This window comes from Microbacterium sp. NPDC089698 (genome assembly GCF_044749045.1).
In the GTDB taxonomy this organism is placed as follows: Bacteria; Actinomycetota; Actinomycetes; order Actinomycetales; family Microbacteriaceae; genus Microbacterium.
In genome coordinates this window covers 1-21,761 of the sequence record NZ_JBIVHE010000006.1, presented here as the reverse complement: position 1 = coordinate 21,761, position 21,761 = coordinate 1, and the positions used below count along the sequence as shown (strand labels likewise).

Below are 21,761 nucleotides of genomic sequence, written 5' to 3'. Positions count from 1 at the left end.
CACGGACGGCCGGAGGGGGCGACGGGATGAGGACGGCGCGGGCGCTCAGGCGTCGCGCGAGCGCAGCACCACCCAGGATCCGAGCAGCCCCGCGGCCACCCAGGCGCCGAGCGTGAGGAACGCCACGCCGGCGGACAGCGGCGCGGTGTCGCTGGGCAGGATCGCGTTCTGCGCGGCCGACAGCGGCAGATAGTTCGCCGCGTCCAGCACCCACTTCCAGGACTCTCCGGCGAAGGAGAAGAAGGTCGACATGATCGGCAGCACGAACAGCAGACCGACCGTGGCGGCGATCGCACCGGCGCCCGAGCGCAGCATGAAGCCGAACGAGACGCCGATCAGCGCGCACACCGCCATCGTCGCGGCGGCGGACAGCAGCGGCAGGAGGACCTTGTCGGGCTCCCCCCACTCGAGGCCCTGACCGTGCCCGCTGAGGATCGCCGAAACGATGGCGGCGGCGACCGCGAACATCACCAGCGAGGCGAGGAACAGGAACACGGCCAGCACGACGGCCTTCGCGATCAGCACCCGCCCGCGACGCGGATCCGCGGTGAGGGTGGAGCGGATCATGCCCGTGGAGTACTCGCCGGTGACCGCGATCGCGCCCAGGATCCCGGCGAGCAGTGCGGTGAACTGGATGGGCGAGACGACGGCCATGATGCCGTTGACGCCCTGGCGCACCGCGCCCGTCGAGGTGAAGGCGAACGCGATCAGCACCGCGATGCCGATCGTGAGCGCCGCCGTGATCGCGATCGACCACCAGGTCGAGCGCAGCGTGCTGAGCTTGATCCACTCGCTGCGCAGGCTCCGCGGGAAGCTCAGGCGGAACCGGCCCGAGACGGCGGGGATGGTGGGGGCGACGGCGCTCATGCGACCACCTCCGGGATCGGGGCGCCGGCTTCGGGCACGGCGCGGGTGCGGTATTCGACGGCCTCGCCCGTGAGGGCGAGGTAGGCGTCCTCGAGCGAGCCGCTGGCGGGGGTGAGCTCGTGCAGCGGAATGCCGCGCTCGGCGGCGAGGTCGCCGATCCACCACGACTCGGGGCCCGTGACGTCGATCACGTCGTGACCGGAGGCGTTGACCAGGGCGCCGGCGGCGACGAGAAGGTCGGCGAGCTCGGCGGCACGGGGGCTCCGCACCCGCACCTGGGCCGTGGTCCACTGCTGCACGAGCTGTGCGAGCGGCGCGTCCGCGAGCACCTTTCCGCGGCCGAGCACGATCACGTGGTCGGCCGTCTGCGACATCTCGCTCATGAGGTGGCTGGAGAGCAGCACCGTGCGGCCCTCGGACGCGGCGTGCCGTACGAACTCGCGCACCCAGCGCACGCCCTCGGGGTCGAGGCCGTTGACCGGCTCGTCGAGGATGAGGGTGTGCGGGTCGCCGAGCAGGGCCGCGGCGATGCCGAGGCGCTGCCCCATGCCGAGGGAGAACCCGCCCGCGCGCTTGCGGGAGACGGATCCGATGCCCGTGATCTCGATCACCTCGTCGACGCGCTTCGACGGAAGTCCGTGCGTCGCGGCGAGCGCGCGCAGGTGGTTGCGGGCCGAACGGCCCGTGTGCACGGCCTTGGCGTCGAGCAGCACGCCTACCTCGGTGAGCGGCGCGTTCAGGCTGCGATACTCCTGGCCGTTCACGGTGACGCGGCCCGCGCTCGGGCGGTCCAGGCCCACGATCATGCGCATCGTGGTCGACTTGCCGGCGCCGTTCGGTCCGAGGAAGCCGGTGACCGAACCCGGCTGGACGGTGAACGACACGTTGTCGACCGCGGTCTTGGGTCCATATCTCTTGCTGAGGCCCTCTGCTGTGATCATGCCTTCGAACCTATGCGGGGGCGGCCCTTCCGCGCATCCCTCTGGAGGATGACTCCGGGAACCCCCGAGGATGACTCCGGATACCCCGAACGTCCCGGTGGCTCCAGCGATCCCCCCGTTTTGGGGCGTGATCCATCGGTTTGGGGCGCCTCACACCCGGAATCCACGGCGAGACGCGCCCCGAAACGGGAGAGCACGCCCCGAAACGGGGCTCGGACCAGACCGGATCCGGGGTCAGCTCGCGGCGAGGCGCTTCTTCTCGGCCGCAACGTCGTAGTCGGCGACCGGCCACTGCGGGTCGATGTCCTCGAGCGCGGCCAGCAGCAGCTCCTGCACCGCGAGGCGCGCGTACCACTTGCGGTTCGCCGGGATCACGTACCAGGGGGCGTCGTCGGTCGAGGTGCGCTCGAACACGGTGTCGTACGCCGCCATGTAGTCGTCCCAGAGCAGGCGCTCGTCGGTGTCGCCCGGGTTGAACTTCCAGTGCTTCTCGGGGCGCTCGAGGCGCTCCATGAGGCGCTGCTTCTGCTCATCGCGGGAGATGTGCAGCATGACCTTGATGATGCGGGTGCCGGAGTCCGCCACGCGCTTCTCGAAGTCGACGATCGCCCGGTAGCGGCGCTCGATCTCCTCGGCGGGCGCGAGCGCGCGCACCCTTCCGATGAGCACGTCCTCATAGTGCGAACGGTCGAAGACGCCGATCTTGCCCTCCGCGGGCAGGCGCTTCTCGACGCGCCAGAGGAAGTCGTGCTGCAGCTCCTCCGCGGTCGGCGCCTTGAACGCGGCGAGCTCGATGCCCTGCGGATCCACACCGCCGACCACGTGCCGGACGATGCCGCCCTTGCCCGCGGAGTCCATCGCCTGCAGCACGAGCAGCACGCTCGACTGCGCCTCGCCCACCGCGGAGCGCGCGAAGAGCCGCTCCTGCAGATCGCCGAGCGCGGCGAGCCCGGACGCCAACGACTCGGCGCCGTCCGACTTGTTCCCCCGGTATCCGGGCGTCGCGTCGGGATCGACCCCGCTCAGACCGGCGGAGGTGGCGCGGAGGACTTCCGAAGCGGGGGCGGTCCACCCGGCGGAGTGCTGGCTCATGGCCCCATGATGCCGCATCCGCCCGGCCGCGTCGGAGCGGAGCGGATCACGGCGCGCCGGGCGTCAGCGCGCCAGCGGGACCTCGATCAGCTGCGGTCCTGCGACCTCCGCGGACAGCGCGCGCACGAGCTCGTCGGGGGTCGCGGCCCGCGCATGGGCCCACCCGTACGCCGCAGCGAGGGGCGCGAGAGCGACGGACTGCGGGGTGTAGAAGGCGCGGTCGAGGTCCTCCGTGGCGGCGGTGCCGGCGACCTCGAGCCCGTCGAAGATCGTCCCTCCCCCGTCGTTGCCGACGACGACCTGGATCCGCGGAGCCGGTTCATCACCCGGCAGCAGCAGGGATCCGACGTCGTGCAGGAGCGAAAGGTCGCCGAGCAGCACCCGGGTGACCCCGCTTCCGCCCGCCCCCTCCCGCGCTCGGTCAGCCCCGCCGGACTGCGCGGCGAGCGCGATCCCGACACCCGTCGCGATCGTGCCGTCGATGCCGGCGAGCCCGCGGTTCGCGTGCACGCGCGCGTCCCTGCCCTCGAGCGCCTGGTCTGCCACCCGCACGATCCGCGAGGATCCGAAGAGCAGACGGTCGTCGGATCCGGTCGCCGCCCACACCGCCCGCACGAGCGCGGCGCGGTCCAGCAGGCGGCCGGCCCCCGTGCCGGCGCCGTCCACGGACGACGCCGCAGGCCGGGTCCACGCGGCCAGCCACGCCTCCGCGTCCGCAACGGAGTCCGGGTCGGCCCCGGTGCTCGCCTCGACCTCGACCGCGCGCGCGTCGACCGCCACGCCGGAGAGGTTCAGCCGCTCGCCGCCCCGGCGCACGACGATCGCCTCCAGGTCCGTGCGGCGCAGCAGGGCCGCGACCTCGCGGCTGAGCGTCGGGTGCCCGAAGACGATCACGCGCTCGATCCGGTCGGCGAGCGCAGGATCGCGCAGCCGCTCACGGTAGGCGGGCACGAGATGGGGGCCGAAGCGGGAGCCGCTCACGACCTCGGCCACGAGCGGCCAGCCGCCGGCGCGCGCGATCCGCTCGGCGCCCGGACCGGCGTCCGCCCCGGCGACGACGAGCGTGCGCGGACCCCGGCGGACCCGCAGCGGCTCCCCCGACGCGAGGCGCGGAGCGGAGCCGAGGACGGCGCGGAGAGGATCCGGCATCGGCCCGGACAGCGGCTCGCGTGCGGGCAGGTTCAGGTGCACGGGGCCGGCGACACCGTCGAGCCCCTCGCCGGGGGCGCCGAGGGCGACGGCCACGGCATCGGCGGCGAGCTCTGCGAAGAGCGTCGGATCCACCTCCCCCGGCACGGGCGCGTCGATGCTCGATCGCGCCCACGGCCGGTACATGCCGGGCTGGATCGTGGCCTGGTTCGCCCCCACTCCGCGCAGCTCGGGCGGGCGGTCGGCGGTGAGCAGGATCAGCGGGACCCCGGCGTGGAACGCCTCCATCGCCGCAGGCAGGTATCCGGCGGCCGCGGTGCCGGAGGTGCAGACGACCGCCGCGGGCACGCCCGCTTCGCGGCCGAGGCCCAGGGCCGTGAAGCCGGCGACCCGCTCGTCGATGCGCACGTGCACGCGCACGGATCCGGACCGGGCGAGCGCGACCGCGGCGAGCGCGAGCGCCTGGGAGCGCGAACCCGGGGACAGCACGATGTCGCGCACGCCGTGCGCGATCAGACCGGTCAGCAGCCGCACGGCCGCCTCGGTCGCGGGAGACGAGACCGGGCCGGACGACGAGACAGGGCCGGAGGACGAGACCGAGCCCGCGACGGAGACCGGGGCCGCACCCGAGGCCGGATCCTCGGAGGGCGGAGTCGTCACGTGCGCGGGCCGGGGGTGTCGGTGTCGCCGCGGTCGTCGAGGCGGGACAGCTCCTCCTGGAGCTCCCGGATCAGCCGCTCCTGCTCGGCGGCGCTGATCCGCTCGGCGGGCCGTGCGGCGGGATCCACGTCGTCGAGCGGCAGGTAGCGCTCCTGATCCGCAGTGCGGCCGCGCCGGGTGCGTCCGATCGTGAACCACAGCAGGCCGCCGATCACGGGGATGAGGACCACGATGGCGATCCACACGCCCTTGGGCACGCCACGGTGCCGGCTCGCCGGCTGCACGATGCAGTCGACGATGCTGAACACCCAGAAGACCGCGGCCAGGAAGCCGCCGATCACAAGGAAACGTGCCACTCTCCCAGTGTAGGCATGCCCGAGGCTCGCGGACCCGCCCCGCGGCAGCCCCGCGGCAGCCCGGTGGAGCCCGCGGACAGCCCCAGGGAGCCCGCAAACCGAGCATCGGCATAGAGGCCTCACAGCGCGTGCCGAACGCGCCCTCCTAGACTGAACCCGTGAAACTTCCTCCCCTGCTCGTGTACTCGGTGCTGCGCCTGCTGGCGTTCCTCGTGCCGCTGGGGATCCTGTGGTTCTTCTTCCCCATCTTCCGGGAGTTCTGGTGGCTCGCGGCGCTGTTCGCGGCGCTCATCGGCATCAGCATCTCGCTGCTGTTCCTGCGCAACCCGCTCTCCGACGCCTCTCGTGCGATCTACGCGAAGCGCTCGGCGAAGGCCGACTCCGCTCCCACCGATGAGGACATCGAGGACGCCGAGGCTCCCGCCGCCGACAGCACGGACCAGAACGCGCCCGCTGCGGACGACTCGGGAGCGAACGGATCCGGCGACGCCGGATCCCGCCACGCGGCCTGACCGCCACGCAGCCCGGCTTCCGCGCGGCCGCTCAGTCGCGCGCGAACGTCACGTGCACCACGCCGCTCTCGGCGACCTCGCTCGTGACCGTGTAGTCGCTCTCGAGCCCGCGCAGATCCGCCCACAGGTTCTTGCCGCGCCCGAGCAGGATCGGCGTGATGCCGACGTGCAGGCGGTCGACGAGCCCCGCGGCCAGGTACGAGCGCACCGTGTCGACGCCGCCGCCGATGCGCACGTCCGCGCCTCCGGCCGCCGCGGTCGCGAGGGCGAGCGCCTCCTCCGGCGCGGCGTCGAGGAAGCGGAACTCCGTGCCGTTGGCGAACGAGATCGGCGCACGGCCCGCGCCGTGCGTCAGCACGAACACCGGGCAGTGGAACGGCGGCTCCTCGCCCCACCATCCGCGCCAGTCCGCGTCATCGGGGAAGTTGTGCAGCCCGAACATGCCGGCGCCCATGATCTCCGCGCCGATGTTCTCGAAGTACGCGGCGCCGTAGCGATCGTCGACGCCGGTCGTTCCACCGGACGGATCGCCCAGCACGCGCTCCCGGAAGGTGCGCGTGGCGGTGTAGGCGGCCACGAGACGGCCCCAGTCCTCGCCGAAGGGGTTCTCCGGGGTCTGGTCGGTCGTCGTGGCGTAGCCGTCGAGGGAGATGTTGAGGTCGGCGCGAACGGCCATGTGCGGTGTCCTTGCTGATAGCGGGTGGGAGGTCTCAGCCGCGATGCGGGTTCGAGTCCTTGCCGTCGAGCCAGAGCGTATCGCTCGCGTCCCGGTGCACGCCATCGGTTCCGACGTGCTTCGTGCTGATGGCGGACCCCTTCGTGATCACGTGCACGATCGCCATGCCGTGACCGCGCCCGAGGTCGTACTCGGACTTCAGCCACTCGAGGATCGGCGTCGCCTTGGTGTCGGGGCCGAACCCCTGCGCGGCGGCGAGATCGAGGATCTGGCGGGGAGTGAGGCCGGTCTTGGTCTCGACGGCGTCGAGATATGCCTGGAAGGACATGTTCTTCTCCTCTGGTGCGGTCAGTCGACCACGGTCTGGATGATGACGGCGGAGGCGTGAATGCCGATCAGTCGCATTGTGCCGGATCCGACGTTCTCGAAGCGATGCGGCACGAACGCGGGACCGGTGACGGTGTCGCCCGCGGTCGCCGTGATGGTGCGGTCGCCGACCGTGAACGCGGCGTCGCCCTCCAGCACGACCCAGGTCTCCGGATACGGGTGCCAGTGCAGCAGCGATCCCTGCCCCGGCTGGTTGTCGACGTAGAAGTACGAGACGCCGGCGCCGTGCTCGGCGCCTTCGAACCGTCGCCCGTCGCCCGTTCCGAGGCGGATCTCTGCGGGGGCGACGACGGCGATCTCGGGGGCGATGCTGCTCATGATCCGGTCCTCTCGGTGGTGTGGTCCCACTCTCGCCGGGCCGCTCTGCGCACCGTAGAGTTTCGATGTGGCTCGAAACATGGAGGGCGTGGAGTGGGAGCACCACCGCGTCGACTTCCGGCTCAGCCCCGGCGACATCCAGGCCGTGCGATTCGGCATCTCGCCCGGCCACGAGCTCGCGCACGCGGTGCGCGTGCTGCTGCGGCCGGAGCAGTACCCGCTCGCGTGGGGATGGCTGAAGGAGTTCCGCGGGCGGGTGCCCCGCGAGGCCTTCGGCGTGCTCGCGCGCGTGATCGGCGCCGACGGATACATGCCGGACTTCCTCACCACGACCGCCCGCTGGGATCTCACGCCCGACGAAGAGCTCGCGGCGATCCGCTCCGCTCCCCTCCCCGGCATGCGCGTCGACCTCGGGAAGATGGTCGTGCGCTCGTCCGGCCGGCGCCAGGACGAGCTGCGACGGATGCAGGATCACCCGGCACGGGCGCGCGCGGTCATCGCGGACGCCTGGGCCGAGGTCTGGGACAGCGCGATGGCACCGGTCTGGCCGCAGCTGGAGCGGATCCTCCGCGCCGATGTCGCCGTGCGCTCCCGCAGCGTCGCGACCGAGGGGCTCGCCGCGATGGCCTCCGCCATCCATCCCTGGGTGAGCTGGGGCGACGGATCCGTGCGGGTTCGACTGCGCCGGCACAGCGAGGACGTGGACTGCCGCGGGAGCGGGCTGGTGCTCGTCCCGTCCGTGATGTCCTCCTGGGGCTGCATGGTGATCACGGAACCGCCGGCCCAGCCGACGCTGTACTACCCCGCCCGCGGTGTGACCGCCGGCTGGGCCAGGGACGCGGACGACCTCGCGCACGCGCTCGACGCGCTCGTCGGCCCTGTCCGCGCCGGCATCCTGCTCGCCGCGCACGTTCCTCGCACCACCACACGGGTGGCGGAGGAGGCGGGGATCGCCCTGTCCACCGCCTCTCACCACCTCAGGGTGCTGCGCGACGCGGGGCTGGTCGTGAGCACACGGGACGGGGCGCGGATGATGCACCTGCGCAGCCCGCTCGGCGAGGCGCTGGTCGGCGCGACGCTCTGATCCCCGGGTGCCTCCCGGTCGTTGAGCGAGGACGGCGGAGCCGACCGAGACGAGACGCGGCGCCCTCGCGAGAGTCCCGCGCTTCGTCTCACCGCTGTCGCTCAACGCCCCCGAGGCGGGGCTCGCTCACCGCCCTTGCTCGAGCACGACGAGCTCCTGGGTCGCGCGGGTCATCGCGACGTAGCGGTCCACCGCGCCCTCGATGCCCTCGCCGAAGGACTGGGGATCCACGAGCACGACGAGGTCGAACTCGAGACCCTTCGCGGTCACCGGCGTACGGAACCGCACCCGCGCATCCGGGAACGGCCGGTCGTCGCCGATCACGCAGGCGATCCCGTCCTCGTGCGCCGCGAGCCAGTCGGCGAGGATGCGGTCACGGTCGGCGGCCGCCGCACGGCGCACCGGGATCCCGCTCGCGCGCACCGACACCGGCACGTTCGCGTCGGGCAGGGCGGCGCGGATGACGGGCTCGGCCGCGGCCATGACCTCCTCGGGCGTGCGGTAGTTGATGCGCAGCGACGCCTGCGCGATGCGCCGCAGGCCGACGCGCTCCAGCCGCTCTGTCCACGATTCGCGGAATCCGTGCCGGGCCTGGGCGCGGTCGCCGACGATCGTGAGGCTCTGCGACGGCACGCGGCGCAGCAGCATCGCCCACTCGGCGTCGCTGAGCTCCTGGGCCTCGTCGACGATCACATGCGCGAAGGGCCCGGCGAGCTCGTCGGGATCCCGGCGAGGCAGAGCCGCCTCGTCCTGCAGCATCGCGCGCACCCCGGCGCTATCGTCGCCGAAGAAGAACCCGGTGATCGCGCTCTCCTTGTCGTCGTCCGCGGCGAGCAGCTCGTCCAGCACCCGTTCGCGCTGCTCCCGTTCCTCGGCGGTCACGGCCTCCTGCCGCCGTCGCTGCCGCGCCCCCTCCGGGTCCCCGGTGAGCGCACGGGCGGCGTCGAGCAGCGGCAGATCCTGACGCGTCCACGCCCTGGCGTCCTCCCGGCGTAGGGCCGCTCGCTCCTCCTCCGCGAGCCAGGGCGCGCAGATCCGCAGGTACGCCGGCGTCGACCACAGGTCGGCGACGACCCCGGCGGGATCCAGCACCGGCCAGGCCGTCACGAACGCGCGCTGCAGCTCGCCGTTCTGCCGCAGGGCGCGATCGAGCTGCCGCGGCGGCACGTCCTCGTCGGCGTGGTCCTCCACGAGCGCGCCGATCAGCGCCTCCCACACGACGTCCCTCGCGTCGTTGTGCGGCGTGCCGGGCTCCGGCGCGTCGAACGCCTCGGTCCATGCCGCCGGCTCGACCACGACATCGCGCCAGGGCGTCTCCACGAGCAGCCGCGTGCGCGGTGCGTGCTCGTGGTAGCGCACGGCGGCGGTCACGGCGTCGAGCAGCCGCGCGTCCGACTTCAGCGCCCGCGCGAGCGGGCCCGGCTCGTCCGGCATGCCGTCGCCGGCCCGTCCCTCCCGCACCAGATCCGACAGCGTGCACACGCGCACGCTGTCCTCGCCGAGTCCGGGCAGCACGTCCTCGATGTAGGCGAGATAAGGCTGGTGCGGCCCGATGAACAGGATCCCGCCGTGCCCGAGCCGCTGTTCGGCGTGCATCAGGTAGGCGGCGCGGTGCAGCGCCACGACGGTCTTGCCCGTGCCGGGTCCGCCGTCCACGACGAGCGGGTTGCGGGAGGAGGCGCGGATGATCGCGTCCTGGTCGGCCTGGATCGTGCTGAGGACGTCGCGCATCCGCGGCGAGCGCGAGGCGCCGAGGCTCGCGATGAACGCGGACTGGTCGTCGAGCGCCGCCGCCCCCTCGAGCCCCTCGGGGTCGAAGACCTCGTCCCAGTAGTCGGTGATCCGGCGCGACGCCCAGCGATACCGGCGGCGGCTGATCAGGCCCTCCGGATCCCCGTGCGTCGCGGCGAAGAACGGCTCGGCCGCGGGTGCGCGCCAGTCGACGAGCAGCCGTCGTCCTGCGGCGTCGGACAGGCCGATGCGCCCGATGTAGACGGTGTCGGAGCCCTCTGCCGCGGCGCCGGTCTCGTCCGTGGCGCCGCCCGCGACGACCATGCGCCCGAGGCACAGGTCGACGCCGAACCGGCGCAGCAGCTGCAGGCGCGAGCTCGAGCGGTGGATCTCGAGGTCGCGCTCGAGCGCCTCGTGCCCCGCGCGGGCGGGGGCGGCGCGGAGTCGGACGAGGCGCGCCTCGATCGCCGCGATCTCCTCGGCGAGCCGGTCGCGGATCGCGGTGAGGTGGGCGTCATCGGCGGCGATCAGAGCCGGATCCGCCTTGCGGGAGAGCGCGGGCGGCAGGGCGAAGACCGATGGCGACCACGTGGTGGTCTGCGGGTCGGCGGCGAGGGCGGTGTCAGGGGTGGATTCAGGGCGCACGGATCCTCCGATTCCTGGGCGAAACCACACAGTCTGCCCCTGCAGGGGGGCCTTGCCGCAAGCCCCACCCCCGCCGTTAGAATGGAAGAGCAGGGAGTGGTCCGCGAGGTCCGCTCCCTTCGTCGTTCCCGGGGATCGAGAGATCGCGCCGGGATAGCATCGAAGGTGCTCTGCGCCGCCTCGGCGGTCGCGCACCCGCCTCGGAAGGATCCTCATGTCCCACGCCGCCTCCGCCCGCACGCACGTCGAGGATCTCGCGGACTACGTCGCCGCGTCGCCGTCCAGCTATCACGCGGCGGAGGAGGTCGCCCGGCGCCTGGTGGAGCAGGGCTTCACCCGCCTCGATGAGACGGAGGCCTGGCCCGCACAGGCCGGCGGCCGCTTCGTGATCGTGCGCGACGGCGCCGCCATCGCGTGGGTCGTGCCCGCAGGGGCCACGGCCACCACGCCCGTGCACGTGCTCGGCGCGCACACCGACTCCCCCGGCTTCAAGCTCAAGCCGCGCCCCACCACGGGCGCCAAGGGCTGGCTCCAGGCGGCCGTCGAGGTGTACGGCGGCCCGCTGCTGAACTCGTGGCTCGACCGCGAGCTGCGCCTGGCCGGACGGCTCGCCCTCGCGGACGGCCGGGTCGTGCTCGCCGCGACCGGACCGCTGCTGCGGCTGCCGCAGCTCGCGATCCACCTCGACCGCGGCGTGAACAACGGCCTCGCGCTCGACAAGCAGACCGAGACCCAGCCGGTGTGGGGGCTCGGCGACCCCGAGGAGGCCGACCTGCTCGCCGAGCTGGCGGACGCGGCCGGGGTCGATGCTCGGGAGATCCGCGGCTTCGACGCCGTCGTCGCCGACAGCGCCCGCGGCGCCGTGTTCGGCAAGGACGACGCGTTCTTCGCGAGCGGACGCCTGGACGACCTCGCCTCGGTGCACGCCGGGGTGGTCGCGCTCGGCGAGATCGCCGCCCACGGCGACCCGCACGCGATCGCCGTGCTCGCCGCGTTCGACCACGAGGAGCTCGGATCCGGTTCCCGCTCCGGTGCCGCCGGCCCGATCCTCGAGGACGTGCTCGAGCGCATCTACGCGGGCCTCGGCGCCGACGCCGTCGACGTGCACCGGGCCTACGCGTCGTCGTGGTGCCTGTCCAGCGACGTCGGCCATTCGGTGCACCCGAACTACGCCGGCAAGCACGACCCCGTCGTGCAGCCGGTCCTCGGATCCGGTCCGATCCTGAAGATCAACGCGAACCAGCGCTACGCCACCGACGCCGTGGGCGCCGCCGCCTGGCACCGCTGGTGCGACGCCGCGGGCGTCGTGACCCAGGAGTTCGTCTCGAACAACGACGTGCCCTGCGGATCCACGATCGGCCCGATCACGGCGACCCGGCTCGGGATCCGCACGGTCGACGTGGGGATCCCGATCCTCTCCATGCACTCCGCGCGCGAGCTCGCCGGCGTGAGCGACCTGCACGATCTGGCGTCGGTCGCGAAGGCGTTCTTCGCCGGCTGACCCGGCCCGCGCTAAGCGCGACCGAGACGAAGGGTCAGCGCATCGTGTCCAGGATCCCGACGAGGTCCTCGAACGTCGTGAGCGGGTTGAGGATCGCGAAGCGCGTGTTCGTGCGGCCTGCGTGCGAGCTCGGCACCACCAGCGCGCGCTGCGTCTGCAGCAGCTCGTCGGACCAGCGGTCGTAGTCGGCGCGCTCCCAGCCCTCGCGCTCGAACACGACGACCGACAGCTGCGGGTCCCGCACCAGGCGCAGTTCGGGGCGCGCGGCGATCTCCTCGGCGATCCTGCGCGTGAGCGCCAGCGTCGCCGAGACCGCCGTGCGGTAGGCGTCCACGCCGTAGGTCGCGAGCGAGAACCACAGCGGAAGGCCGCGCGGGCGCCGGGTCAGCTGGATCGAGTAGTCCGACGGGCTGAACTCGTCCGTGTCGGTGAGGGTGTCCAGGTACTCCGCGTGCTGGGTGTGCGCGCGACGGCCGTCCTCGGGGTCGCGGTAGAGCAGCGCGCAGCAGTCGAAGGGCGCGTACAGCCACTTGTGCGGATCCACGATGAGCGAGTCCGAGCGCTCCACGCCCGCGAACCACTCCCGCGCCTCGGGCGCGAGCATCGCGGTGAGCCCGTAGGCGCCGTCGATGTGCAGCCAGAAGTCGAACTCGTCCTTGAGCGCCGCGATCCCGGCGATGTCGTCGACGATGCCGAAGTTCGTGGATCCGGCCGTGGCGACGACCGCGAACGCGGCCTCGCCGTGCTCCTCGAGCGCTTCGCGCACGGCGTCCGCGCGCAGCTTGCCGTCGGGCCCCGCCGGGACGGCGACGACGTCCACGTCCATGATCTTCGCGGCGGACTTGTTCGAGGAGTGCGCCTCGATGCTGCACACGAGCTTCCAGCGCGAGGGCAGGGGGCGGCCGGCCTCGGCCAGGCGGCGCGCGGCGCGGTCGCGGGCCGCGGCGAGCGCGGAGAGGTTGCCGATCGTGCCGCCCTGCACGAACACGCCGCCTGCGGTCTCCGGCAGGCCGAACTCCGCCGCGAGGAAGGCGAGCACCTCGTTCTCGGCGTGCACGGCGCCGGCGCCTTCGAGCCAGCTGCCGCCGTAGAGCCCGGACGCGGAGACCACGAGGTCGAAGGCGATGGAGGCGACGGTCGGGGCGGTCGGGATGAACGAAAGATAGGCGGGGTGGCTCGTGGTGAGGCTTGCCGGGGCGAGGATGTGCTCGAACACGCTCAGCGCGCGCTGGGCGCCGAGCCCCTGGTCGGTGATGGTCGTGCCGACCAGACGGCGCAGCTCGGCTTCGGGCTGCGGCTTGTCCAGCGGCACATCCGTGGCGAGCATCCGGCGACGGGAGTAGTCGAGCACGGCGTCGACGATCGCGGCGGATTCGGGCGAGGCGGCATGCATGCGCGCGGCGTCCATGAAGGATCCTTCCGACCCGGAAGCCGACGGGCGCCCGGCGACGAGCAGAATGCCGCGCCGGATCAACGGGTCTGCGATATCGTACCGCGCCGACGGGAGCTCGCCACAGTGCCCGCTGCGCTCTGCGCGCCCGCCGATCGGGTCGCGTGAGGGGCTTCGGCGGCACCGATTCCCCGGTGGACCGCCCACACGATCGCGACCCCTGCCAGGATGAAGCCATGTCCGCCGATTCCCAGCCCGGATCCGCCGCCCTCATCGAGCGGCGCGGTATCGAGATCGTCCCCGAGTCCGAGCGCACCGCGCGTCCCCGCGACCTGTTCTGGCCGTGGTTCGCCGCGAACGTCTCGGTGTTCGGCATGTCCTACGGATCCTTCCTGCTCGGATTCGGGATCTCGCTCTGGCAGGCGACGGTCGTGGCGATCATCGGCATCGTCGTGTCCTTCGCGCTGTGCGGGCTCATCGCGATCGCCGGCAAGCGCGGATCCGCGCCGACCATGGTGCTGTCCCGGGCGGCGTTCGGCGTGCAGGGGCAGAAGATCCCCGGCATCGTCTCGTGGCTGACCTCGATCGGCTGGGAGACCTCGCTCACGATCACCGCCGTGCTCGCCACCACGACCGTGCTGCACGCACTGGGCTGGGTCGGCGCCGACGGCGACGTCGCCGTGCACCTCATCGCGACCGTGCTGGTCGCGGCGCTCATCGTGGGCGCCTCGGTGCTCGGCTATCACACGATCATGAAGCTGCAGTCGGTGCTCACCTGGCTGACCGGGGCGTTCACGATCCTGTTCCTCATCCTGACGGTGAACAGCATCGACTGGGCCAAGGCGTTCGCGCACGCCGACGGCACGCTCGCGCAGACGATCGGCGCACTGGTCATGGTGATGACGGGATTCGGACTCGGCTGGATCAACATCGCGGCGGACTGGTCGCGCTACCAGAAGCGCACGGCGTCCGACACGCAGATCGTCGCCTGGAACACGATCGGCGGATCCGTCGCCCCCATCGTGCTGGTGTTCTTCGGCCTGCTGCTGGCGGGATCGAACGACAAGCTCAGCGCCGCGGTCGCCGCCGACCCGATCGGCGCGCTCGCGACCCTGCTGCCGACCTGGGCGCTGTTCCCGTTCCTCATCGTCGCGATCCTCACGCTCGTCTCCGGCGCGGTGCTCGGCATCTACTCCTCCGGCCTCACGCTGCTGAGCCTGGGCATCCGGATCCCCCGGCCTGCGGCCGCGGCCGTCGACGGCGTGATCCTCACGATCGGCACGATCGTGGTCGTGTTCTTCGCGCAGAACTTCATCGGGCCGTTCCAGTCCTTCCTCATCACGCTGGGTGTGCCGATGGCGGCCTGGGCCGGGATCCTGATCGCCGACATCCTGCGCCGGAAGAAGGACTACGACGAGGAGGCGCTCTTCGACGCGCGCGGGCGCTACGGCGCGTGGGACCTCATCTCGATCGGCACGCTCGTCGTCGCCTCCGTCATCGGCTGGGGCTTCGTGATCAACACCTTCGCCGAGGCCGCGCCGTGGAACAACTGGCAGGGCTACTTCCTCGGCCTGATCGGCGGCAAGGACGGCGAGTGGGCCTACGCCAACCTCGGCGTCTTCTTCGCGCTCGTCCTGGGCTTCGCGGTGACCTGGTTCGCCCGCGCCGGGAGGATCCGCCGCCAGGAGCAGGCATGACGGAGCGACCTGAGGCGGGCCCGTCCGCGAGCCGGGCCGACGCGCCCGGGAACGGGGCGCCGGCTCCGGCGCTCGTCGTGATCGACCCGCAGAACATCTTCGCCGCGCCGGATTCGGCCTGGGGATCCCCGATGTTCCCCGCCGCGTTCGCGAACATCCGCCGCCTCGCCGATGCCGCGGCGGGCAGGGTTCTCGTGACGCGCTGGCTGCCCACCGCGGACCGGCGCACCTCGTGGGGCGAGTACTTCGCGGCCTGGCCCTTCGCGGACAAGCCCGCGGATGATCCGCTCTACGACCTCGTGCCCGAGGCGCGGGACCTGTCGCCGCATCCGACGCTCGATCTGCCCACGTTCGGCAAGTGGGGCGCGATCGACCGGTTCCTGAGCTCGAAGGGCGTCGGATCCGCCCCCGTCGTGCTCACCGGGGTCTCGACGGACTGCTGCGTGATCTCGACCGCGCTGGCCGCCGCCGACGCGGGTGCCCGCATCACGATCGCCGCCGACGCGTGCGCAGGTTCGGATCCGGCGAATCACGCCGCCGCGATCCAGGTCATGTCGCTCTACCCGCCCCAGCTCACCGTCACCGATACGGATTCCGCGCTCCCCCTCCTGCAGAACCCCGCTTCCTGACCGCGAGACTCCATCTGGGCGACGAGACTGCAGCTCAGCAGCGCAGTCTCGTCGCCCAGTTGGAGTTTCGCGGGTAGATGCTCAGCCCAGCAGCGCGGCGACGGTGCGGCGGGCGAGGGCGGCGCGGTCCTCGGGCGCCCACTTCACGAGGGAGTGCGCATTCATCCCGTCCACGGTCGCGAGCAACAGCCATGCCACGCCCTCTGCGCGCTCGGGGGAGATCTCCTCCGCGGCGACGCCCTCGGCGACGATCCGTTCGAGGTCTTGCTGCCAGAGGTCCATCTCGAGCCGCACCCGCGCGGCGAGCTCCTCGTTGCGCGCTCCCGCCGCCCAGGCCTGCACCCAGACCAGGGTCACGTCGTCGCGGTCGCCGTCGAGCAGGGTCTCCACGACACGCGTGATCCGTGAGCGAAGGTCCGTGCCGGCACGTCCGACGGCGACGACCTCCTCGCGCTCGGCCCCGACGATCGCGCCGAACACCTCGGCGACGAACGCATCCATGCTCGGCCGGTAGTGGGCGACCAGCGCCGGCGTCACGCCCGCGGCGGCGGCCACCGTCCGCACGGTGAGCCCGGCGATGCCGCCCTGCCGCGCGAGGTCGACCGCGGCGTCGAGGATCGCCCTCTCCCGCTGCTCCGGCGGCATCCGCTTCGGCCGAGGGGTTGACGAGGTGCTCATGGGGCTATACATTATCGCTAGTTGGCCGCTTGTTCAATAAGCGTGGCGAACCCGATCCGAGGAGCACCGATGCCCTGGCTGATGCCCAGCGAGACCGCCCGACACGACCGTGTCTGGATGGCCTTCCCCGCCGAGGGCGAGACCCTCGGCGACACCGACGCCCTCCGCGAGGAGGGCTACACCACGTGGACCGCCGTGGCGCACGCCGTCTCCGAGTTCACGCCGGTGACGATCCTCGTGGATCCGAGCGAGCTCACCCGCGCCCGGCGCATGCTGTCGTCCGATGTGACGATCCTCGAGGCGCCCGTCGACGAGTTCTGGATGCGCGACTCCGGCCCCACGTTCGTCGTGGATCCAGAGCGCCCCGGAGCGCTCGGCGCCGTGGACTGGGTGTTCAACGGCTGGGGCGCTCCGGCCTGGGCGCGCTGGCACGACGCCGCGCAGCACGCGCGCATCATCGCGGCAGAGGCGGGCGCCGAACTCGTGAGCTCCACGCTCGTGAACGAGGGCGGCGGCATCCACGTCGACGGCGAGGGCACCGTCCTGCTCACCGAGACCGTGCATCTCGACCCGCGCCGCAACCCCTTCCTCGACAAGCAGCGCGTCGAGGCGGAGATGCTCCGCACGATCGGCGCGACCAAGGCCGTGTGGCTCCCCCGCGGCCTCACCCGCGACTACGACGACTTCGGCACCAACGGACACGTCGACATCGTCGCGGCGATCACCTCCCCCGGACGGATCCTCCTGCACGCCCAGCAGGATCCGGGCCACCCGGACTACGAGGTCTCCGCCGCGCTGCGCACGCACCTGGCCACGCAGACGGACGCCGCGGGCCGCGCGTTCGAGATCGTGGATCTGCCGGCTCCGTCGACGCTGCGCGACGAGGAGGGCTTCGTGGACTGGAGCTACGTCAACCACCTCGTCACGAACGACGGCGTCATCGCCTGCGGGTTCGGAGACGACGTCGCCGACACCCGCGCCAGGGACATCCTCTCCGAGGCCTACCCCGGCCGCCGCGTCGTGACCGTCGACGCCCGCCCGCTCTTCGACCGCGGCGGCGGCGTCCACTGCATCACCCAGCAGCAGCCCTCCCTCGGCCGCTGAGGCTCTCGTGGTGCCTGCGCCTCACCGGGCAGGCACCACGGAACCGTCCCCAACACCGCACCGCACTGCACCGCACCGCACCGCACTGCTCCGCGCCCACCGTCGCGCCGACTCCCGCAGCGACCGAGCCCTCCGAAGGACAGCCCATGTTCGACGTCGTCGAGACCCCGATCGCGCGCCTGCGCGAAGCCCTGGAGAGCGGCGAGACCACGGCGGTCGAGCTCGTCGACGCCTACCTCGCCCGCATCGACGCCTACGACGGACCTGACACGGACACCGCGCTGAATGCGGTCGTGGTGCGCAACCCCGAGGCACGCGCAGAAGCCGAGGCATCCGACGCCCGCCGCGCCCGCGGCGAGGTCCTCGGCCCGCTCGACGGCATCCCCTACACCGCGAAGGACAGCTACCTCGTGCGCGGGCTCACGGCGGCGGCGGGCTCCCCGGCGTTCGCCGGGCTGATCGCCCAGCGCGACGCGTTCACGATCGAGCGCCTCCGCGCGGGCGGCGCGATCTGCCTCGGCCTCACGAACATGCCGCCCATGGCCAACGGCGGCATGCAGCGCGGCGTCTACGGCCGCGCGGAGAGCCCCTACAACGCCGACTTCCTCACCGCGCCGTTCGCCTCCGGATCCTCGAACGGATCCGGCACCGCGACCGCGGCGAGCTTCGGCGCGTTCGGGCTCGGCGAGGAGACATGGTCGAGCGGACGCGGCCCGGCGACCAACAACGCGCTGTGCGCGTACACGCCCTCGCGCGGCGTGATCTCGGTGCGCGGCAACTGGCCGCTCGTGCCGACCATGGACGTCGTCGTGCCGCACGCGCGCACCATGTCCGACCTGCTCGAGATCCTCGATGTGATCGTCGCCGACGATTCCGAGACCCGTGGCGACTTCTGGCGCGCCCAGCCCTGGATCACCCTGCCCGTCTCATCGGCGGTCCGCCCCGATGCGTATCCGGATCTCGCGATCGACGCGGCTGCGGCCCTGGCCGGCACGCGCATCGGCATCCCGCGCATGTACATCAACGCCGACCCCGACGCGGGCACCGCCGAGCACCCCGGCATCGGCGGGCCGACCGGGCAGCGCATCGACACACGCGCGTCTGTCGTCGCGCGCTGGGAACAGGCGAGAGCGGATCTGGAGCGCGCCGGCGCCGTGGTCGTCGAGGTCGACTTCCCGGTCGTGACCAACTACGAGGGCGACCGCCCCGGCGCCCCGACGATCGCCTCGCGCGGACTCGTCACGCCCGAGTACCTGCATCGCGAGATCGTGGACCTCTCGGCGTGGGGCTGGCAGGACTTCCTGGAGGCGAACGGGGATCCGCAGCTGCGCAGTCTCGCCGATGTCGACGGCGCGACGATCTTCCCGCACCCGGAAGGCGCCCTGCCCGACCGCTACACGGGCTTCGACGACGACATCGCGGAGTACCCCGACTGGGTGCGCGAGAACCCCGGCGCGACGATCGCGTCGATCCCCGAGCTCGAACGGGGCCTGGCCGGCCTCGAGGAGACGCGACGGATCGACCTCGAGGAGTGGATGGATGCACTCGGACTCGACGCCGTCGCCTTCCCCGCGGTGGCCGACGTGGGTCCCGCGGACATGGATGTGAACCCCGACTCGGCCGACCTCGGCTGGCGCAACGGCACCTGGATCGCGAACGGCAACCTGCCGATGCGCCACCTCGGGATCCCGAGCGTGACGGTGCCGATGGGGTTGATGGCGGACATCGGCATGCCGATCGGGCTCACCTTCATCGGTCGCGCCTACGACGACAGCGCCCTGCTGCGGATCGGGGCGGGCTTCGAGGCGGTCGGCACCGAAGGGGGACGCCGCACCGCGCCGTCGCGCACACCCCGGCTCTGATCGTCGCGGATGCCCTGCGCGGCCGCGCTGCGCCGACTCCGCCCCCGCTATCGTGAGCGGATGAATGCCGCGCCCCGCTCCCCGCTCGCCGTGCTCGTGACGACCGTGCGGCGAGAGAAGCAGGGTGTGCTGGCGACCACCGCCGCCGACGGAGCCCCCGAGGCGGCGCTGGTGGGGATCGCCGCGCTCGATGACGGCACCCTCGTCGTGAACGCGCCCGCGTCCGCCCGCAAGGTCGCGAACCTGCGGCACGAGCCGCGGGTGGCACTCGTCGTCGGTACGGGCGCCGTGCGCAGCCTGCAGATCGAGGGCGTCGCCGAGGTGCTGGACGGCGACGCCCGGATCCGGCTCGGCGCGGCCTACGACGCGCAGTACCCGGGATCGCGGTCCCTCGCCGACGGCTTCGTCGTGATCGCGATCCACCCGCGCTGGATGCGCGACCACGACGTCGAGCGCGCGCCCTGCGCGATCGAGTCGGTCCTGTCGACGCCGTGAAGTGTGTCGGCACATTTCGCGGCTGTTGGCGCCCGCGACACGCCCGGACGTAGCCTGATCGGACCGATCCTGTGAGGAGACCACCGTGACCACGCCCCGCATCCACCCTTCGCCCCTTCCGGTGCGTGAGGCTGCGGCGTGCATGTGCGACCACGGCGACGTCTGCTCCTCCTTCGCCCCGGGGCATGCTCTGCACCTGATCCAGGCCCGGCTCGCCGCCGCGACGACCGCAGGCTGGACCGACGCGCTCGTCTCGTCGGTCGACCGCGCGGCCGGCATCGTCGCGGTCATCACGCTCGACGGCGAGGCGCTGTCGCTCTGGAACGCCGGCGGTGCGGCCCTCGAGGTCGAGCCTGGCCAGCCCGTGGCCGTGCACACCCGCTGGGATGTGCTCGCAATCGGCGCCCTGCGCTACAACGTCGCCCGCGCCTGACCTCCGGAAGACGCCCTTCGCCTCCAGGAAGGCAGGCGAAGGGCGTCCGCGGTCATGCGCCGAGTTCGCGGAGGAAGCCCCGCACGTGCTGCTGCAGGCGCAGGATCCGCTGCGCGCGCGCCGCTTCACGGTCGAAGCCCTCGTAGGCGAGCGCCGGAAGGCGCCGCACATTGGCCGAGCAGCCGAAGTTCGCGCAGATCAGCACGCCGAGGGTGTCGCCGTTGCGCCCCGCGGGACCGGCCTTTCGCGCGGCGAAGAACTGCACGTCGTTGCGAAGAGTGACGTCCTCGCACCAGGAGCACTGCGCGCGGGCCAGGGTGCGCTGTTCGGCCTGCTGCAGCATCACCGCGATCGGCGAACCCTCATCGGGCTGCGCGGCGATGTACGCCCGTCGAGGCATCTTCGGATCGGACCAGCCCAGGAAGTCGAGCGACGAGAAGTCGATCTCGGCGAACTCGGGAGGCATGGTGGCGGAGGAGGCCTCCTTGCGGGAGGCGTTGCGGAAGGACGCGCGAATGGTGCGCTCATCGAGGGGAAGCATGTCGTGCTCTCTGTGCGGTGTCTGACCGCCTGCCGAACGCAGGCGGAAGGAGACGGCTGCCGTAGGGATGCAGCCGGAGGATGACCCGCGGAGGACTCACGCGGGCGCGACGATCCGGCCGGCGGGAAGAACCCACCGGCAGGGGCGTCAGCCTCTGTCACCGGCGCGGAATGCGCCAGCGACCTCCCTCGGCACCGAACGGGTGCCCCGAACAACGAGCATGCTTCGATCCTAAGCCACCGTGGTGGAGACGGCGCGGCCGCAGCGCCCCGCTCAGGCCGTCATCATCGAGTCGCGCATCGCCATGCAGGCATCCATGCAGGCCTGGCACGCAGCAGCGCACATCCGGCACACCTCGCTGTGCGCCTCGTGCTTCATGCACATGTCCATGCAGAGCTGGCACATCGCCATGCACGCGTCGAGCATCGACATCATCACCGCAGGTGTCATCCCCTGCGGGCGCATCATGGCGCGCATCATGGTGTTGCACATGTCGGCGCAGTTCATGCAGGCCGGCGAGCAGTCCATCATCTGCGTGGCGCACACCGTACAGGCCTGCTCGCAGGCCGAACAGGCGTCCATGCACGCCTGCATGAGCGCCATGTCCATCGCCTGCATTCCGGGCATCATGTCCATGCTCTTCATCGAGTCCATCATCATCGCGTCCATCTCGCGCTCCTTCGGCCACCGGGGAAGGCGGGCGAACGGCCCGTCTGACGCCCAGGGTAGCCCCGCGTCGCCGTCGCGTCGATGCCCAACTCCCGAGCTTGTGGTCGTCGCGCTGCACCGGCCATGACCGCGCAGCGGTCGTGCGCGGGCACGCGAATCCCGCCGCGCAGCGGCGGAGGTCGCGGGGGCGCGCACGCACGAAAAAAGGCCGCCCCTGGGGGCGGCCTTGAATCGAAATGCTTCGCAAATGCAGAAAGGCCACCCTGCGTTGGGTGGCCTTTCTGTTAAAGGAAGTCCGGCGGTGTCCTACTCTCCCACAGGGTCCCCCCTGCAGTACCATCGGC

General features: G+C 72.1%; 22 protein-coding genes. 10 read left to right on the top strand and 12 right to left on the bottom strand.

All coding sequences use genetic code 11. The features are described 5' to 3' along the window. Nucleotides 1-45: 45 nt before the first annotated feature. The 5 genes from ACIPY5_RS15505 to ACIPY5_RS15485 form a co-directional block, all read right to left on the bottom strand. A complete protein-coding gene (locus tag ACIPY5_RS15505; RefSeq protein WP_309341715.1) occupies nucleotides 46-867 on the bottom strand; it encodes an ABC transporter permease in 822 nt (273 codons plus the stop codon). Next, nucleotides 864-1,808: an ABC transporter ATP-binding protein gene (locus tag ACIPY5_RS15500; protein WP_400972200.1), complete on the bottom strand. Its 945-nt coding sequence runs from the start codon at nucleotides 1,806-1,808 to the stop codon at nucleotides 864-866. The genes ACIPY5_RS15505 and ACIPY5_RS15500 overlap by 4 nt, the downstream gene beginning before the upstream one ends. A 234-nt stretch (nucleotides 1,809-2,042) precedes the next feature. Continuing rightward, nucleotides 2,043-2,900 (bottom strand): polyphosphate kinase 2 family protein, encoded by an 858-nt coding sequence (locus ACIPY5_RS15495; RefSeq protein ID WP_400972198.1) that lies wholly within the window; start codon nucleotides 2,898-2,900, stop codon nucleotides 2,043-2,045. A gap of 63 nt (nucleotides 2,901-2,963) precedes the next feature. Next, nucleotides 2,964-4,709, bottom strand: coding sequence for a 2-succinyl-5-enolpyruvyl-6-hydroxy-3-cyclohexene-1-carboxylic-acid synthase (gene menD, locus ACIPY5_RS15490; RefSeq protein ID WP_400972196.1), 1,746 nt, complete (start codon nucleotides 4,707-4,709; stop codon nucleotides 2,964-2,966). Continuing rightward, a complete protein-coding gene (locus ACIPY5_RS15485; RefSeq protein ID WP_309341711.1) occupies nucleotides 4,706-5,065 on the bottom strand; it encodes a PLD nuclease N-terminal domain-containing protein in 360 nt (119 codons plus the stop codon). Before ACIPY5_RS15485 ends, menD begins: the two co-directional genes overlap by 4 nt. 158 nt (nucleotides 5,066-5,223) lie before the next feature. On the opposite strand from ACIPY5_RS15485, the gene ACIPY5_RS15480 reads away from it, so the two are divergent. Next, a complete protein-coding gene (locus tag ACIPY5_RS15480) occupies nucleotides 5,224-5,577 on the top strand; it encodes a DUF4229 domain-containing protein (protein ID WP_309341710.1) in 354 nt (117 codons plus the stop codon). Nucleotides 5,578-5,608: 31 nt separating this feature from the next. On the opposite strand, the gene ACIPY5_RS15475 is transcribed toward ACIPY5_RS15480, so the two are convergent. From ACIPY5_RS15475 to ACIPY5_RS15465, 3 genes are read right to left on the bottom strand one after another with little or no spacing between them, the layout of a single operon-like run. Next, a complete protein-coding gene (locus ACIPY5_RS15475) occupies nucleotides 5,609-6,253 on the bottom strand; it encodes a dihydrofolate reductase family protein (RefSeq protein WP_400972193.1) in 645 nt (214 codons plus the stop codon). 34 nt (nucleotides 6,254-6,287) lie between these two features. Next, the gene (locus ACIPY5_RS15470) at nucleotides 6,288-6,581 is read right to left on the bottom strand and encodes a DUF4287 domain-containing protein (RefSeq protein ID WP_400972191.1); all 294 of its coding nucleotides are present in this window, start codon (nucleotides 6,579-6,581) and stop codon (nucleotides 6,288-6,290) included. A 20-nt stretch (nucleotides 6,582-6,601) separates the two neighbouring features. Beyond that, a complete protein-coding gene (locus tag ACIPY5_RS15465) occupies nucleotides 6,602-6,958 on the bottom strand; it encodes a cupin domain-containing protein (RefSeq protein WP_400972189.1) in 357 nt (118 codons plus the stop codon). 67 nt (nucleotides 6,959-7,025) lie between these two features. Between ACIPY5_RS15465 and ACIPY5_RS15460 the strand changes: the two genes are divergently transcribed. After that, nucleotides 7,026-8,042, top strand: coding sequence for a DUF5937 family protein (locus ACIPY5_RS15460; protein ID WP_400972188.1), 1,017 nt, complete (start codon nucleotides 7,026-7,028; stop codon nucleotides 8,040-8,042). Nucleotides 8,043-8,168: 126 nt separating this feature from the next. Here ACIPY5_RS15460 and helR read toward each other — a convergent pair whose 3' ends face one another. Continuing rightward, a complete protein-coding gene (gene helR, locus ACIPY5_RS15455) occupies nucleotides 8,169-10,418 on the bottom strand; it encodes an RNA polymerase recycling motor ATPase HelR (RefSeq protein WP_400972186.1) in 2,250 nt (749 codons plus the stop codon). Between the two features lie 214 nt (nucleotides 10,419-10,632). On the opposite strand from helR, the gene ACIPY5_RS15450 reads away from it, so the two are divergent. Next, nucleotides 10,633-11,919 carry a M18 family aminopeptidase gene (locus ACIPY5_RS15450; protein WP_309341704.1) on the top strand — a complete coding sequence of 429 codons (1,287 nt, stop codon included), beginning with the start codon at nucleotides 10,633-10,635 and terminating at the stop codon, nucleotides 11,917-11,919. Between the two features lie 34 nt (nucleotides 11,920-11,953). Here ACIPY5_RS15450 and ACIPY5_RS15445 read toward each other — a convergent pair whose 3' ends face one another. Continuing rightward, entirely contained in the window at nucleotides 11,954-13,327 is a 1,374-nt protein-coding gene (locus tag ACIPY5_RS15445; protein ID WP_400972183.1) for a pyridoxal phosphate-dependent decarboxylase family protein, read from the bottom strand. A 218-nt stretch (nucleotides 13,328-13,545) separates the two neighbouring features. Here ACIPY5_RS15445 and ACIPY5_RS15440 point away from each other — a divergent pair, with 218 nt between their 5' ends. Both ACIPY5_RS15440 and ACIPY5_RS15435 read left to right on the top strand, forming a co-directional pair. Then, nucleotides 13,546-15,006, top strand: a complete 1,461-nt coding sequence (locus ACIPY5_RS15440) for a purine-cytosine permease family protein (RefSeq protein WP_400972181.1) — start codon at nucleotides 13,546-13,548, stop codon at nucleotides 15,004-15,006. Then, nucleotides 15,003-15,635, top strand: coding sequence for a cysteine hydrolase family protein (locus ACIPY5_RS15435; RefSeq protein ID WP_400972179.1), 633 nt, complete (start codon nucleotides 15,003-15,005; stop codon nucleotides 15,633-15,635). The genes ACIPY5_RS15440 and ACIPY5_RS15435 overlap by 4 nt, the downstream gene beginning before the upstream one ends. An 81-nt stretch (nucleotides 15,636-15,716) precedes the next feature. Here ACIPY5_RS15435 and ACIPY5_RS15430 read toward each other — a convergent pair whose 3' ends face one another. Next, nucleotides 15,717-16,313, bottom strand: a complete 597-nt coding sequence (locus ACIPY5_RS15430; RefSeq protein WP_400972177.1) for a TetR/AcrR family transcriptional regulator — start codon at nucleotides 16,311-16,313, stop codon at nucleotides 15,717-15,719. Nucleotides 16,314-16,382: 69 nt separating this feature from the next. Between ACIPY5_RS15430 and ACIPY5_RS15425 the strand changes: the two genes are divergently transcribed. From ACIPY5_RS15425 to ACIPY5_RS15410, 4 genes are all read left to right on the top strand, one after another. Continuing rightward, the gene (locus ACIPY5_RS15425; RefSeq protein WP_400972176.1) at nucleotides 16,383-17,417 is read left to right on the top strand and encodes an agmatine/peptidylarginine deiminase; all 1,035 of its coding nucleotides are present in this window, start codon (nucleotides 16,383-16,385) and stop codon (nucleotides 17,415-17,417) included. 146 nt (nucleotides 17,418-17,563) lie between these two features. Beyond that, nucleotides 17,564-19,279 carry an amidase gene (locus ACIPY5_RS15420; protein ID WP_400972174.1) on the top strand — a complete coding sequence of 572 codons (1,716 nt, stop codon included), beginning with the start codon at nucleotides 17,564-17,566 and terminating at the stop codon, nucleotides 19,277-19,279. Between the two features lie 60 nt (nucleotides 19,280-19,339). Then, on the top strand, nucleotides 19,340-19,774 hold the full coding sequence (locus ACIPY5_RS15415) for a pyridoxamine 5'-phosphate oxidase family protein (RefSeq protein WP_400972172.1): 435 nt from the start codon (nucleotides 19,340-19,342) through the stop codon (nucleotides 19,772-19,774). A gap of 85 nt (nucleotides 19,775-19,859) precedes the next feature. Further along, entirely contained in the window at nucleotides 19,860-20,207 is a 348-nt protein-coding gene (locus ACIPY5_RS15410; RefSeq protein WP_309341696.1) for a hypothetical protein, read from the top strand. 52 nt (nucleotides 20,208-20,259) lie between these two features. Here ACIPY5_RS15410 and ACIPY5_RS15405 read toward each other — a convergent pair whose 3' ends face one another. Then, nucleotides 20,260-20,748: an FBP domain-containing protein gene (locus ACIPY5_RS15405; RefSeq protein ID WP_309341695.1), complete on the bottom strand. Its 489-nt coding sequence runs from the start codon at nucleotides 20,746-20,748 to the stop codon at nucleotides 20,260-20,262. 241 nt (nucleotides 20,749-20,989) lie between these two features. Between ACIPY5_RS15405 and ACIPY5_RS15400 the strand changes: the two genes are divergently transcribed. Next, on the top strand, nucleotides 20,990-21,544 hold the full coding sequence (locus tag ACIPY5_RS15400; RefSeq protein ID WP_400972169.1) for a hypothetical protein: 555 nt from the start codon (nucleotides 20,990-20,992) through the stop codon (nucleotides 21,542-21,544). Nucleotides 21,545-21,761: the final 217 nt, after the last annotated feature.

What these genes read in the sequence shown, in the direction of transcription:
- ACIPY5_RS15505 (WP_309341715.1), bottom strand. Translation starts at nt 867, where the DNA reads ATGAGCGCCGTCGCCCCCACCATCCCCGCCGTCTCGGGCCGGTTCCGC.
- ACIPY5_RS15500 (WP_400972200.1), bottom strand. Translation starts at nt 1,808, where the DNA reads ATGATCACAGCAGAGGGCCTCAGCAAGAGATATGGACCCAAGACCGCG.
- ACIPY5_RS15495 (WP_400972198.1), bottom strand. Translation starts at nt 2,900, where the DNA reads ATGAGCCAGCACTCCGCCGGGTGGACCGCCCCCGCTTCGGAAGTCCTC.
- ACIPY5_RS15475 (WP_400972193.1), bottom strand. Translation starts at nt 6,253, where the DNA reads ATGGCCGTTCGCGCCGACCTCAACATCTCCCTCGACGGCTACGCCACG.
- ACIPY5_RS15470 (WP_400972191.1), bottom strand. Translation starts at nt 6,581, where the DNA reads ATGTCCTTCCAGGCATATCTCGACGCCGTCGAGACCAAGACCGGCCTC.
- ACIPY5_RS15465 (WP_400972189.1), bottom strand. Translation starts at nt 6,958, where the DNA reads ATGAGCAGCATCGCCCCCGAGATCGCCGTCGTCGCCCCCGCAGAGATC.
- ACIPY5_RS15450 (WP_309341704.1), top strand. Translation starts at nt 10,633, where the DNA reads ATGTCCCACGCCGCCTCCGCCCGCACGCACGTCGAGGATCTCGCGGAC.
- ACIPY5_RS15445 (WP_400972183.1), bottom strand. Translation starts at nt 13,327, where the DNA reads ATGGACGCCGCGCGCATGCATGCCGCCTCGCCCGAATCCGCCGCGATC.
- ACIPY5_RS15440 (WP_400972181.1), top strand. Translation starts at nt 13,546, where the DNA reads ATGTCCGCCGATTCCCAGCCCGGATCCGCCGCCCTCATCGAGCGGCGC.
- ACIPY5_RS15435 (WP_400972179.1), top strand. Translation starts at nt 15,003, where the DNA reads ATGACGGAGCGACCTGAGGCGGGCCCGTCCGCGAGCCGGGCCGACGCG.
- ACIPY5_RS15430 (WP_400972177.1), bottom strand. Translation starts at nt 16,313, where the DNA reads ATGAGCACCTCGTCAACCCCTCGGCCGAAGCGGATGCCGCCGGAGCAG.
- ACIPY5_RS15425 (WP_400972176.1), top strand. Translation starts at nt 16,383, where the DNA reads ATGCCCTGGCTGATGCCCAGCGAGACCGCCCGACACGACCGTGTCTGG.
- ACIPY5_RS15420 (WP_400972174.1), top strand. Translation starts at nt 17,564, where the DNA reads ATGTTCGACGTCGTCGAGACCCCGATCGCGCGCCTGCGCGAAGCCCTG.
- ACIPY5_RS15415 (WP_400972172.1), top strand. Translation starts at nt 19,340, where the DNA reads ATGAATGCCGCGCCCCGCTCCCCGCTCGCCGTGCTCGTGACGACCGTG.
- ACIPY5_RS15405 (WP_309341695.1), bottom strand. Translation starts at nt 20,748, where the DNA reads ATGCTTCCCCTCGATGAGCGCACCATTCGCGCGTCCTTCCGCAACGCC.